The 12636-nt window shown below is 73.1% G+C and carries 16 protein-coding genes; 2 read left to right on the forward strand and 14 right to left on the reverse strand.

All coding sequences use genetic code 11. The annotated features are described in order from the left end of the window. Nucleotides 1-5: 5 nt before the first annotated feature. From AC4H2H_RS05440 to AC4H2H_RS05465, 6 genes are all read right to left on the reverse strand, one after another. Nucleotides 6-617, reverse strand: coding sequence for a peptide deformylase (locus AC4H2H_RS05440; RefSeq protein ID WP_494369799.1), 612 nt, complete (start codon nt 615-617; stop codon nt 6-8). Next, complete coding sequence (gene glmM, locus AC4H2H_RS05445; RefSeq protein WP_494369800.1) at nt 614-1975, reverse strand: phosphoglucosamine mutase; 1362 nt, start codon at nt 1973-1975, stop codon at nt 614-616. The genes AC4H2H_RS05440 and glmM overlap by 4 nt, the downstream gene beginning before the upstream one ends. 148 nt (nt 1976-2123) lie before the next feature. Continuing rightward, nucleotides 2124-2612 (reverse strand): 30S ribosomal protein S9, encoded by a 489-nt coding sequence (rpsI, locus tag AC4H2H_RS05450; RefSeq protein WP_494369801.1) that lies wholly within the window; start codon nt 2610-2612, stop codon nt 2124-2126. 45 nt (nt 2613-2657) lie between these two features. Next, nucleotides 2658-3101, reverse strand: coding sequence for a 50S ribosomal protein L13 (gene rplM, locus AC4H2H_RS05455; RefSeq protein WP_494369802.1), 444 nt, complete (start codon nt 3099-3101; stop codon nt 2658-2660). A gap of 170 nt (nt 3102-3271) precedes the next feature. Then, nucleotides 3272-4216: an oxygen-dependent tRNA uridine(34) hydroxylase TrhO gene (gene trhO / locus AC4H2H_RS05460; protein WP_494369803.1), complete on the reverse strand. Its 945-nt coding sequence runs from the start codon at nt 4214-4216 to the stop codon at nt 3272-3274. Between the two features lie 20 nt (nt 4217-4236). After that, nucleotides 4237-5916: an ABC-F family ATP-binding cassette domain-containing protein gene (locus tag AC4H2H_RS05465; RefSeq protein WP_494369804.1), complete on the reverse strand. Its 1680-nt coding sequence runs from the start codon at nt 5914-5916 to the stop codon at nt 4237-4239. Nucleotides 5917-6017: 101 nt separating this feature from the next. On the opposite strand from AC4H2H_RS05465, the gene AC4H2H_RS05470 reads away from it, so the two are divergent. Beyond that, the gene (locus AC4H2H_RS05470; RefSeq protein ID WP_494369805.1) at nt 6018-6419 is read left to right on the forward strand and encodes a DUF5709 domain-containing protein; all 402 of its coding nucleotides are present in this window, start codon (nt 6018-6020) and stop codon (nt 6417-6419) included. Between the two features lie 19 nt (nt 6420-6438). On the opposite strand, the gene truA is transcribed toward AC4H2H_RS05470, so the two are convergent. After that, the gene (truA, locus tag AC4H2H_RS05475) at nt 6439-7335 is read right to left on the reverse strand and encodes a tRNA pseudouridine(38-40) synthase TruA (protein WP_494369929.1); all 897 of its coding nucleotides are present in this window, start codon (nt 7333-7335) and stop codon (nt 6439-6441) included. Between the two features lie 113 nt (nt 7336-7448). Here truA and AC4H2H_RS05480 point away from each other — a divergent pair, with 113 nt between their 5' ends. Continuing rightward, nucleotides 7449-8219, forward strand: coding sequence for an ROK family protein (locus tag AC4H2H_RS05480; protein WP_494369806.1), 771 nt, complete (start codon nt 7449-7451; stop codon nt 8217-8219). Between the two features lie 24 nt (nt 8220-8243). Here AC4H2H_RS05480 and AC4H2H_RS05485 read toward each other — a convergent pair whose 3' ends face one another. The 7 genes from AC4H2H_RS05485 to infA form a co-directional block, all read right to left on the reverse strand. Next, nucleotides 8244-9050 (reverse strand): alpha/beta fold hydrolase, encoded by an 807-nt coding sequence (locus AC4H2H_RS05485; protein ID WP_494369807.1) that lies wholly within the window; start codon nt 9048-9050, stop codon nt 8244-8246. Nucleotides 9051-9178: 128 nt separating this feature from the next. Further along, on the reverse strand, nt 9179-9739 hold the full coding sequence (gene rplQ, locus AC4H2H_RS05490) for a 50S ribosomal protein L17 (protein WP_494369808.1): 561 nt from the start codon (nt 9737-9739) through the stop codon (nt 9179-9181). A 74-nt stretch (nt 9740-9813) separates the two neighbouring features. After that, complete coding sequence (locus AC4H2H_RS05495) at nt 9814-10833, reverse strand: DNA-directed RNA polymerase subunit alpha (RefSeq protein ID WP_494369809.1); 1020 nt, start codon at nt 10831-10833, stop codon at nt 9814-9816. A gap of 220 nt (nt 10834-11053) precedes the next feature. Further along, a complete protein-coding gene (gene rpsK, locus AC4H2H_RS05500) occupies nt 11054-11458 on the reverse strand; it encodes a 30S ribosomal protein S11 (RefSeq protein WP_021479759.1) in 405 nt (134 codons plus the stop codon). 116 nt (nt 11459-11574) lie between these two features. Next, complete coding sequence (gene rpsM / locus AC4H2H_RS05505; RefSeq protein WP_483775929.1) at nt 11575-11949, reverse strand: 30S ribosomal protein S13; 375 nt, start codon at nt 11947-11949, stop codon at nt 11575-11577. A 240-nt stretch (nt 11950-12189) separates the two neighbouring features. Continuing rightward, on the reverse strand, nt 12190-12303 hold the full coding sequence (rpmJ, locus tag AC4H2H_RS05510) for a 50S ribosomal protein L36 (RefSeq protein ID WP_003956441.1): 114 nt from the start codon (nt 12301-12303) through the stop codon (nt 12190-12192). Nucleotides 12304-12398: 95 nt separating this feature from the next. Then, nucleotides 12399-12620 (reverse strand): translation initiation factor IF-1, encoded by a 222-nt coding sequence (gene infA / locus AC4H2H_RS05515; protein WP_012867920.1) that lies wholly within the window; start codon nt 12618-12620, stop codon nt 12399-12401. Nucleotides 12621-12636 lie beyond the last annotated feature (16 nt).

Raw genomic sequence — 12636 nt, forward strand, 5'->3', positions numbered from 1 at the left:
CCGTTCTAGCGTTCCCCGCCCGGCAGCCGGACGGACCCGAGGGTGGACTCGAGGGTGCGCAGGTCGGCGGCGTCGACGTAGAGCTCGCCGCGCAGGTGGTCCGTCTCGTGCTGGACGATGCGCGCGGGCCATCCCGTGAGCACGTGGTCGAACGACGCCCCCTGCTCGTCCTCGCCCGTGAGGCGCACGGCGCGGTGCCGCGTGCGCTCCGCCTGCCAGCCGTGCACGGACAGGCAGCCCTCCACGAACGTGCGCGTCTCGTCGCCGACCGGCTCGTACCGGGGGTTGACGAGCACGCGGTAGGCGAGTGCCGGGCGCTCGCGCTCGTCGTCCGGGTCGGGCGAGCCCGGGTCCTCCACGACGGCGAGCGCGAGACCGATGCCGACCTGCGGCGCCGCGAGGCCCACGCCGGGCGCCGCGTGCATCGTCGCCCGCATGGCGCCGAGGAAGCGTGGGAGCAGGTCGCCGAGCTGACCGGCGTAGGGCACGGCGGGGGTGCGCAGGACGGCGTGCCCCGCCTGCACGATGGGCAGGACGCCGTCCTCGAACGTCTCGAGCAGGACGAGCACGTGCTCGTACAGCGTCTCGTCGACGCCGCGGCGCACGTTCACGCTCACAGCGCGAGCCGGTCGCGCACGACGCCCGCGAGCCGCCCCGCGACCGCGTCCGCCTGCTGCTGGGTCGCGGCCTCGACCATGACGCGCACGAGCGGCTCGGTGCCCGACGGGCGCAGGAGCACGCGGCCGGTCTCGCCCAGCCCCCGCTCCGCGTCCGCGACGGCGGCGAGCAGCGCCTCGTCGCTCGACGCCTTGGCCTTGTCGACGCCGGGGACGTTGACGAGCGTCTGCGGGAGCCGCTGGACGACGCCCGCGAGGTCGGCGAGCTTCTGCCCGGTCGCGCGCACGCGTGCCGCGAGCTGCAGCGCCGTGAGGACCCCGTCGCCCGTCGTCGCGTAGCGGGACAGGATGATGTGGCCCGACTGCTCGCCGCCGAGGCCGTAGCCGTGCGCGCGCATCTCCTCGAGCACGTACCGGTCGCCGACCGCCGTCTGCACGGTGGCGATGCCCGCGTCGCGCATGGCGAGCAGCAGGCCCAGGTTGCTCATGACCGTCACGACGAGCGTGTCGCGCGGGAGCGCGCCCTCGTCCTGGAGCGCGAGCGCGAGGACGCCCATGATCTGGTCGCCGTCCACGACGGTCCCGCCGTGGTCGACCGCGATGCAGCGGTCCGCGTCGCCGTCGAACGCGACGCCGAAGTCCGCCTCGGACGCCACCACGACGGCCTGCAGCTGCTCCGGGTGGTTGGAGCCGCACGCCGCGTTGATGTTGCGCCCGTCGGGGCTCGCGTTGATGACCACGACGTCGGCACCCGCCGCCCGCAGGGCCGCAGGCCCGACGTCGCTCGCGGCGCCGTTCGCACAGTCGACCGCGATCCGCAGGCCCGCGAGCGGCTTGTGGTCCTCGTCGGCGCCGATGCTCGACATGAGGTGCTCGACGTACGCGCCGCCCGCGCGGCCCGTGTCGGGCGAGATCCGCCCGACCCCGCCGTGCGTCGGGCGCTCCCACCCCTGCCCGAGCCGGCTCTCGATCGCATCCTCGACCGCGTCGTCGAGCTTGACCCCGCCGCGTGCGAGGAACTTGATGCCGTTGTCCTGCATGGGGTTGTGCGACGCCGAGATCATGACGCCGAAGTCGACGTCCATGGTGCTCGTCAGGTACGCGACCGCGGGCGTCGGCAGCACGCCGACGTCCTTGACGTCGACTCCCGCGCTCGCGAGCCCCGCGATGATCGCGGCGCCCAGGAACTCTCCCGACACGCGCGTGTCGCGGCCGACGACCGCTCGTGGCCGGTGGCCCTCCTCCTGCCCGCTCGCGAGCACGCGCGCCGCGGCGACGCCCAGGTCGAGCGCGAGCTCGGCCGTCACGTTCCCGTTCGCCAGACCCCGCACCCCGTCGGTGCCGAACAGCCGTCCCATGGAAGTCCCTTCCTTCACACACCGGCCGTACGACGACCGTACGACCGCCCGCACGCACCCGCAGAGGGGCGCTTGGTCACCGGTCCTCACAAACGCCGTCGGCCCCGGCGGACGATGTCCACCGGGGCCGACGAGCGCACAGCGCAGATCAGCGCTTGGAGTACTGCGGTGCCTTGCGGGCCTTCTTGAGCCCGGCCTTCTTGCGCTCCACGACGCGCGCGTCGCGGGTCAGGAAGCCGGCCTTCTTCAGCGCGGGGCGGTTGTGCTCGGCGTCGATCGCGTTGAGCGCGCGAGCGATGCCGAGGCGCAGCGCACCGGCCTGGCCGGAGGTGCCGCCACCGGAGATGCGGGCGACGACGTCGAAGCGGCCCTCGACGTCGACCAGCTTCAGCGGGGAGTTCACCAGCTGCTGGTGGACCTTGTTCGGGAAGTAGCCCTCGAGCGTGCGCCCGTTGATCTTCCACTGCCCGGTGCCCGGCACGAGGCGCACGCGGGCGATGGCCTCCTTGCGGCGGCCCAGCGCGTTGGCGGGAGCGGTGATGCTCTGGCCGCGGCCCGTGGGGGCGGCGGACTCGGAGGTGTAGCTGGTGGGCGACTCGTCGCCCTGCGTGTCGGTCTCGACGGTGGTCTCGGCCACGGGTGGTGTCCTCGCGTCTCTCTGTCGGCTACGCCTGGTCGGCGATTACTGCGCGACCTGGGTGATCTCGAACGGCTTCGGCTGCTGCGCGGCGTGCGGGTGCTCGGCACCCGCGTAGACCTTGAGCTTGCCGAACTGGCCGCGGCCGAGGGTGGTCTTGGGGATCATGCCGCGGACGGCACGCTCGACGGCACGCTCGGGGTGCTTCTCGAGCAGGTCGCCGTAGGCGGTGGCACGCAGCCCACCCGGGTAACCGGAGTGGTTGTAGGCCATCTTCTGCTCGCGCTTGTTGCCGGTGAGGGCGACCTTGCCGGCGTTGATGACGATGACGAAGTCACCGCCGTCGACGTGCGGAGCGAAGGTCGGCTTGTGCTTGCCGCGCAGCAGGGTGGCCACGTGGGTGGCCAGGCGGCCCAGGACGACGTCGGTCGCGTCGATGACGTACCAGTCGCGCTGGACGTCGCCGGGCTTCGGGGTGTACGTACGCACGGTCGTAGCCTTCGTTTCTGTCTCAGAATGTCTTCTTCGACCGCTGAAGCGTGCGGCCGAGAGGGCAGGTCGTTGCGCGGCGGGCTCGGTCGACACCCGCTCCTACGCCGGCAGCGAGTGGGCGCGCTAGCGACACGGGTGTCGTGAGAAGAGCACAACGACTCATCAGACTACCCGTGACGCGGGCCCGCGGTCAAAGCGGTGCGGCTGGCCGCTGTCGGACCGGCTGGGCGGTCGCGCACGCACTCCTCGCACCGCGTCGAGCGCGCGACGTGGACGCAGGCCGCGCAGTAGAGCCGCAGGGTCCTGCAGCTCGGGTCCGCGCAGTTCTCGTACTTGGCCGTGGGCGCCTCGCAGCGCGTGCACGCGCCGAGCGGCGTCGACCCCGGTCCGAGCTCGACGTGCATGCGCTCGTCGAACACGTAGAGCGACCCCTCCCACAGCCCGCCGGAGCCGAACGCCTCGCCGTAGCGCACGATGCCGCCGTCGAGCTGGTAGACCTCCTCGAACCCGCGCGCCCGCAGGATCGCCGAGAGGACCTCGCACCGCACGCCCCCGGTGCAGTAGGTGACGACGGGGCGCTGCTTGAGGTCGTCGTAGCGGCCGGAGTCGATCTCGGCGACGAAGTCCCGCGTGGTCTCGACGTCCGGGACGACGGCGCCCCGGAACCGGCCGATCTCCGCCTCGAACGCGTTGCGGCCGTCGAACATGACCACCTCGTCGCCGCGCGCGTCCACGAGCTCGTGCAGCTCGTGCGGCGACAGGTGCGCGCCGCCCCCGACGACGCCCCGCTCGTCGACCACGAGCTCGTCGGGCGCGCCGAACGTCACCAGCTCGGGACGGACCTTCACCGACAGCCGCGGGAAGTCCCGGCCCGTCCCGTCGGACCACTTGACGTCGATGCGCTCGAAACCCGGGTACTGCCGCGTCGTCTTCACGTACTGCTTGAGGTCCTCGACCGTGCCGCCCAGCGTCGCGTTGATCCCGTGCTCGGACACGAGGACGCGTCCCGTGAGGTGCCACCGCTCCCCCAGCGCGCGCTGCCACAGCTGCACCGCAATCGGGTCGGGCAGCGGGGTGAACGCGTAGAAGAGCACGATCTTGTGGACGGCCATGCCCACCAGGATAAGGACGGCTACCGGGCGCGCCGCACCCGCTCGACGTCCCACACCGGCTCGGGCGCCTCGACGACCTCGCCGTCGGAGCCGAACACGAGGAAGCGGTCGAACCCGCGGGCGAACCACCGGTCGTGCGTCACCGCGAGCACGGTCCCCTCGAACGCCGTCAGCCCGGCCTCGAGCGCCTCGGCCGAGTGCAGGTCGAGGTTGTCCGTCGGCTCGTCGAGGAGCAGGAGGGTCGCGCCGTCGAGCTCGAGCAGGAGGATCTGGAGCCGCGCCTGCTGCCCGCCGGACAGCGTCTCGAAGCGCTGCTCCGCCTGCCCGACGAGCTCGTAGCGATCGAGCGCGCGGCTCGCGTCCTCGCGCCCCATGCCCGCCCGGTGGCCCTCGCCGCGGTGGAGGATCTCGAGCAGCGTCCGGCCGCGCAGCTCCGGGTGGTCGTGGTTCTGGGCGAACCACCCCGGCCGCACGCGCGAGCCGAGCACCGCGCGCCCCGTGTGCGCGACCGGAGCCGGCGGGACGCCGTCGGGCGCCGCGCCGGGCGCGGGGTCGCTCCCTCCGGCCGCCAGCAGCCGCAGGAAGTGCGACTTGCCCGAACCGTTGGAGCCGAGCACCGCGACCCGCTCGCCGAAGAACACCTCGAGGTCGAACGGCCTCATGAGCCCTGTGAGCTCGAGCCCCTCGCACGTCACCGCGCGCTTGGCGGTCCGGCCGCCCGCGAGGCGCACGCTCACCCGCTGCTCCCGCGCGAGCACCTCGGGACGCCCCGCCTCCTCGAACTTGCGCAGGCGCGTCCTCGCCGCCTGGTACCGGCTCGCGAGACCGTCGTTGAACGCCGCCTTGGTCTTGAGCGTGAGCACGAGCTCGCGGAGCTTGGCGTGCTCCTCGTCCCACCGGCGCGCGAGCTCGGCGAGCCGGTCGCGGCGGTCCGCACGGGCCTCGGCGTACGTCGCGAAACCACCGCCGTGCACCCACACCGTGCCGCCGCCCGGCGTGGGCTCGAGCGTCGCGACCTGCGTCGCCGTGCGCGCGAGCAGCTCGCGGTCGTGCGAGACGAACAGCACGGTCTTGGGCGACGCGACGAGGCGCTCCTCGAGCCAGCGCTTGGTCGGGACGTCGAGGTGGTTGTCCGGCTCGTCGAGCAGCAGGACCTCCTCCGGGCCGCGCAGGAGCGCGGTGAGCGCGAGCCGCTTCTGCTCGCCGCCCGAGAGCGTGCGGACCTCACGCCACTGCGCCTTCTCGAACGGGATCGACAGCACCTCGTCGGTCACCTCGTCCCAGCCGGCCTCGGCGTCGTACCCGCCGACGTCGGCCCAGTCCGCGAGCGCCTGCGCGTAGCGCATCTGGGCGGGCTCGTCGTCGACGGTCATGATGTCGAGCTCGGCCGCGGCGACCTCGAGCGCCGCGTCCCGCAGCGCGGGGGGCGCAAGCTCGACCAGGAGGTCGCGCACCGTGCGTGCGTCGTCGATGCGTCCCACATCCTGTCGCATCACGCCGAGGCCGCCGCTGCGTACGACGGACCCGCCGTGCGGCGCGACGTCGCCCGTGACGATGCGCAGGAGGGTCGTCTTGCCCACGCCGTTCGGGCCGACGAGCGCGACCCGGGCGCCGTCCGCGACGCGCAGGTCCACGCCGTCGAGGAGGGTGCGCCCGTCGGGCAGGTGATACGTGACGTCGCTGAGGTCGAGGTGTCCCACCCCGCCATCCTCGCCCGAGCGCACGGCGCGGTCACGTCCTTTGCCGCGCCGACCGCCCGGAGGTGCTGCGTGCGCGCCCTCGAGGTGCCACTGTGGGACGCATGAGCGAAGACACCACCGGCACGCGCCCCGACCCGGAGACCGGCGCCGAGGGCGACAACGACCAGCTCCAGGCGGAGGACACGCTGCTGGACCGCGGCGTGGCCGACGTGCTCGACGAGGGCTACTCCCCGCCCGACCGCGAACGGAAGAACCACTTCGGCGAGACGGCGTGGGAGGAGGTCCACGGCGAGTCCCTCGACCAGCGCCTGTCCGAGGAGGAGCCCGAGGAGTGGGAGCGCGACCCGCTCGACCGTCCCGACCAGACCCGCTCGGGACGGCTCGTCGCGAACCCGGACGCGCTCGACGGACGGCAGAACGACACCTACGCCGACGACGAGGGCATCTCCGGCGGTGCGGCGGGCGCCGAGGAGGCCGCGGTGCACATCGTCGAGGAGCCCTGAGGCTCCTCCCGCGAGGGACTCAGGGCGTCTCCCAGACGTCCTCCTCGTTCCGCACCGCCCGGACGCGCTCGGCGCGCGCCGCGAGCTCGTGGTCGGGCGGGTAGGTGACCTCCTCGAGCACGAGCCCGTGCGCGGGCACGACGCCGGCGCCCGCGTCGCGCCGTCGGGCCGCCAGGAGCTCGGCGGGCCAGCCGACCGTGCGGCGGCCCTCCCCGACCGCGAGCGACGCCCCGACGAGCGCGCGGACCATGTTGTGGCAGAACGCGTCGGCCCGGACCTGCGCGACGACGAGTCCCGCGTCCGGGCCGTCCGTCGGCCGCGACCACGACAGGTGCTGGAGCTCGCGGATCGTCGTCGCGCCGGGGCGCGGCTTGCAGAACGCCGCGAAGTCCCGCACCCCGAGCAGCGGCCGCACGGCCGCGTCCATCGCGTCCACGTCGAGCGGACGCCGGTTCCACAGGACCCACTCGCGGCGCAGCGGGTCCCGCTGGGCCGGGTCATCGGCGACGCGATAGGTGTAGGCGCGGTGCAGCGCCGAGAAGCGGGCGTCGAACCCGTCGGGGGCGGGCGTCGCCCGGTGCACGACGACGTCGGGCGGCAGCACACCGCCGAGCCGCGCCACGAGCGCGTCCCCGGGCGACCGGCCCGACCGGCCGGGCAGGGCGTCCCACTGCGTGCGCGTCAGGTCGACGTGCGCGACCTGGCCGCGCGCGTGCACGCCCGCGTCGGTACGTCCCGCGACGGTGAGCCGCGGGCCGTGCGGAGGCCCGCCGCGCAGGAGGGTCGCGAAGCCCTCCTCGAGCGCCCCCTGCACGGTGCGCAGGCCCGGCTGGCGCGCCCAGCCGGCGAAGTGCGTCCCCTGGTAGGCGAGGTCCAGCCGGACGCGCACGAGGTCGTCGGGCACGTCGTCGAGCACGGCGACGGCGGGCGCCGCGGAGGGATCGTCCGGGAGGGCTGCGTCGGTCACGGGAGTTCACGGTAGCCGCCGCCGACGCGCGCGACACCTCGCGCGTGCCTACGCTGCCCCCCATGACCGGGGACACCGCGGACGTCCGGACCCTCGCCGTCGACTGCGGGGGCGGCGGGATCAAGGCGAGCGTGCTGGACACGTCCGGCACCGCGCACGCCGCGCCCGTGCGGGTCCCGACCCCGTACCCGCTCCCGCCCGAGCTCCTCGTCGAGACCGTCGCGGGGATCGCGGCCTCGCTCCCCGCCGCGGACCGCGTGACCGTCGGCATGCCGGGGATGATCCGCCACGGCGTCGTCGTGCACACGCCGCACTACGTCACGCGCAGCGGGCCGCGGTCGCGCGTCGACCCGGCGCTCGTCGAGGCGTGGACCAGCTTCGACGTGCGGGCTGCGGTCTCGCGGCGACTCGGCGTGCCGGCCCTGGTGCTCAACGACGCGGAGGTCCACGGCGCCGGCGTGATCGCCGCGTCGGGCCTCGAGCTCGTCCTCACGCTGGGGACCGGGCTCGGGTCGGCGCTCTTCCACGGGGGGCGTCTGGCACCCCACCTGGAGTGGTCCCGTGCGCCGGTCCGGCGCGGCACGACGTACGACGAGTACGTCGGCGAGCCCGAGCGGCGCCGGCTCGGCAACGGGCTCTGGTCGCGGCGCGTGCTCGCGGTCGTCGACGGGCTGCGGCCCGTGTTCTGGTGGGACCGGTTGTACCTCGGGGGCGGCAACTCGCGGCAGATCGCGCCAGGTGTCCTCGACCGGCTCGGGGACGACGTCGTGGTGGTGCCCAACTCGGCGGCGCTCGTCGGCGGCGCGCGCGCGTGGGACCTGCCGCCGGCCTGAGGCGGGCGGGTGTGGTCCGACCGCTCAGCGGCCGACCAGGTGGTCCTGGTCCGACCGGGCGCTCGCCGGTGACGCGTTCGCCTGCTCGCTCGTCGACACCGCCTGGTGGGCGTCGAGCAGCACGCGGTTGAACGCGACCGGCGCGTCGAGGTTCACGAGGTGCCGGGCGCCGGGGACCACGACGAGCCGGGCGGGTGCTCCCCCGCTCCTGGCCGCCTCGACGTACGCCCGCTCGCCGAACCGGAAGTGGTCCCACCGGCCGTTGACGACCCACACCGGCGAGTCCGTCGCGGCGAGGGCGTGCAGCGGGTCGCACGAGCCCGTCTCGCGCAGGATCGCGCTCATCACGTCGAGCGCGAACCCGCCCGCAGCGATGTCGGCGGCGCCCTGCGGGGTCAGCGTGCGGTCGACGAGCGCCTGGTTGAGCCCGGCGCCCGCGTCCGGGAGACGCTCGATCCCGCGGGCCACGAGCAGCCACCCGTCCCGCAGCCGCGTCGCGGGCGGGGTGGAGCACGCCGCCGCGACGAGGCCCGCGACCTGCTCGGGGAACCGCGCCCGCGCCTCGATCGCGACGTACCCCCCGAGGGACAGACCGACGACGAGGGCTCGCCCACCGACGTCGTCGATCCCCCGCCCGACCGCCTCCACCGCCCCGTCGAGCGTGAACGGCTCGCCACGGCGGGCACCGTGCCCGGGGAGGTCCACCGCGAGCGCGCGGACACCCACGCGGCCCAGGGCGTCGAGCTGAGCGCGCCACATCGTCCTCGAGGTGCGCGAGCCGTGCACGAGCACGACGGGAGGTCCGGTCCGGCCGTCGGTGTGAAGGCTCACAGGGCTCACGGTTCGACCCTAGGACGGGCGCCGCTGCGCCGCACGGGCTGCGGCACGCCCTGCGCCCGGACGACGGAGGGCCCGGGACCGCGCACGGTCCCGGGCCCTCACGAGGGAGAACGAGAGGCTCAGGCCTCCTTGGTCTCCGTCGCCTTCTCGTCGGCGGGCGCCTCGGCGGCGTCCTCGACCGGTGCGTCCTCGACGGACGCCGAGGTCTCGACGGGCGCGTCCTCGACCTTGTCGGCCTTCTTCGCAGGCTTTTCGGCCTTCTTCTTGCTCGCCTTCTCGGCAGCCTTCTCCGCCTCGCGGACGACGGCCTGCTTCGGGCTGACGGGCTCGGTCACGAGCTCGATGACCGCGAGGGGCGCGTTGTCGCCCTTGCGCGTGCCGACCTTCGTGATGCGCGTGTAGCCACCCTCACGCTCCGCCATCTGCGGGGCGATCTCGGTGAAGAGCGTGTGCACGACGGACTTGTCGCGCACGACGCGCAGCACGCGACGACGCGCGTGCAGGTCGCCGCGCTTGGCGAACGTGATGAGGCGCTCGGCCACCGGGCGCAGGCGCTTCGCCTTGGTCTCGGTGGTCGTGATGCGGCCGTGCTCGAACAGCTGGGTGGACAGGTTCGCGAGCATCAGACGCTCGTGAGCCGGTCCGCTGCCGAGCCGGGGGCCCTTGGCGGGGGTAGGCATGGGATGTGCTCCTTGGGAAGTGTTCGCGCCGCAGGTGCGGACCCGGACGCGCTGAGGTGTCTAGAGCCGCAGGCTCAGTACTGCTGCTCGGTGTCCGAGAACGTCGCCTCGTCGTCGTCGCCGTCGTAGTACGCGGCGGCGGACGGGTCGAAGTCGAGCGGCGAGTCCTTGAGGGACAGGCCGAGCTCGGCGAGCTTCTCCTTCACCTCGTTGATGGACTTCGCACCGAAGTTGCGGATGTCCAGCAGGTCCGCCTCGCTGCGGGCCACGAGCTCGCCCACCTGGTGGATGCCCTCGCGCTTGAGGCAGTTGTACGAGCGGATCGTGAGGTTGAGCTCCTCGATCGGCAGCGCCAGGTCGGCGGCCAGGGCCGCGTCCGTCGGCGACGGGCCGATCTCGATGCCCTCGGCCTCGACGTTGAGCTCACGGGCCAGGCCGAAGAGCTCCACCAGCGTCTTGCCCGCTGACGCGAGCGCGTCGCGCGGCGTGATCGCCGGCTTCGACTCGACGTCCACGACCAGCTTGTCGAAGTCCGTGCGCTGCTCGACACGCGTCGCCTCGACCTTGTAGGTCACCTTGAGGACCGGCGAGTAGATCGAGTCGACCGGGATCCGGCCGATCTCCGCGTCGAACGACTTGTTCTGCGACGCGGAGACGTAGCCACGGCCGCGCTCGACGGTGAGCTCGATCTCGAGCTTCCCCTTGTCGTTGAGCGTGGCGATGTGCAGCTCGGGGTTGTGGACCTCCACACCCGCGGGCGGGACGATGTCCGCCGCGGTGACCGCACCAGCGCCCTGCTTGCGCAGGTACATCACGACGGGCTCGTCGTTCTCCGAGGAGACGACGAGGTTCTTGATGTTGAGGATGACCTCGGTGACGTCCTCCTTCACACCCGGCACGGTGGTGAACTCGTGGAGCACACCGTCGATGCGGATGGAGGTGACCGCCGCGCCCGGGATGGACGACAGCAGCGTGCGACGCAGCGAGTTGCCGAGCGTGTAGCCGAAGCCCGGCTCCAGCGGCTCGATGGAGAAGCGCGAACGGTTCTCCGAGATGACCTCTTCGGTCAAGGTGGGGCGCTGTGCGATCAGCACTGGTGGTTTCCTTTCGGTGAGCGTCCGCCATATGACGCTTCACGGTTCAAGGCGAGGTGCGCGCCTGCGGCACGCGGCCCCGGCCGGGACTCTGTCCACCCGGCCGGGCGGGAGCCGTCGGCCCCGTCAGGAGGCGGCTGCCCCGTGACGGGTGCCGTCGACGGGCCCGCCCGGTGCACGACCGGGACGGGGCCGTCGACGGCGCACCGACGACGAGGGGTCAGACGCGACGACGCTTGGGCGGGCGGCACCCGTTGTGCGCCTGCGGCGTGACGTCCTGGATCGAGCCGACCTCGAGGCCGGCCGACTGGAGCGATCGGATCGCGGTCTCGCGGCCCGAGCCCGGGCCCTTGACGAAGACGTCGACCTTCTTCATGCCGTGCTCCTGCGCCTTGCGCGCAGCGGCCTCGGCCGCGAGGCCGGCGGCGAAGGGCGTCGACTTGCGCGAGCCCTTGAAGCCGACGTCGCCGCCGGAGGCCCACGCGATCACGGCGCCCGAAGGGTCCGTGATCGACACGATGGTGTTGTTGAACGTGCTCTTGATGTGCGCCTGGCCGGCCGGGACGTTCTTCTTGTCCTTGCGGCGAGGCTTGCGCCCTGCAGCGGCGCGAGTCTTGGGAGGCATCTCTTGTTCTTCTCCTGGTCTGAGGTGGTCTGACCGCGGGGATCTCCGACCGGCGGGACGAGGACCGGGGTTCGGTCTGCGTCAGCGCGCGAGCGGGGCCCGCCCTGCGGACTGGCTCAGCGGGCCTTCTTCTTGCCGGCCACGGTGCGCTTGGGTCCCTTGCGAGTACGCGCGTTGGTCTTCGTGCGCTGACCGCGCACAGGCAGGCCGCGGCGGTGACGCAGGCCCTGGTAGGTGCCGATCTCGACCTTGCGGCGGATGTCGGCGGCCACCTCACGACGGAGGTCACCCTCGAGCTTGAAGCTGCCCTCGAGGTAGTCGCGCAGCGCGACGAGCTCGGCGTCGCCGAGGTCCTTCACGCGCGCGTCCGGGCTGATGCCGGTCGCGGCCAGCGTCTGCTGGGCGCGGGTACGGCCGACGCCGTAGATGTAGGTGAGCGCAACCTCGAGCCGCTTGTCGCGGGGGAGGTCGACGCCGATAAGACGTGCCATGTGCCTTTCGGCTCCTCGTTCATCGTCGGAGGTCTCTCGCACCGCCCTCCCGCGGGGAGCTCCGCGGGCCCCGGCCTCCGAGCCGGGGGTTCCCCTGCCTGTGGCGTCTCCTCCCGGACGTGGTCCGGGGTGCCGAGCAGGTTCGTGGTGGTGCGCTGGTGGTCGTCACCGCCTCGTGGCGGGCGACCCGATGACCTGTGGTCCCGAGGGACCGTCACCCGTGGCGCGCAGGCGCTGGGCTCAGCCCTGGCGCTGCTTGTGCCGCAGGTTGTCGCAGATCACCATGACGCGACCGTGCCGGCGGATCACCTTGCACTTGTCGCAGATCTTCTTGACGCTGGGCTTGACCTTCATCTGTGTTCCCTCAGTGGGGCCACGCTGCCGGGCGCGACCGACGGGCGGTCCCGGTGGCCGGTGGGCGAGGCTGGTGAGTGGTGGACGCGTGGCGACTACTTGTAGCGGTAGACGATCCGGCCGCGGGACAGGTCGTACGGGCTCAGCTCGACCACGACCCGGTCCTCGGGGAGGATCCGGATGTAGTGCTGGCGCATCTTGCCCGAGATGTGCGCGAGAACCTTGTGACCGTTGGCCAGCTCCACGCGGAACATCGCGTTCGGCAGGGCCTCGACCACGCTGCCCTCGATCTCGATGACACCGTCCTTCTTTGCCATGTCCTCCGCTAACTCT

The organism is Cellulosimicrobium sp. BMG9.22 (assembly GCF_059159975.1).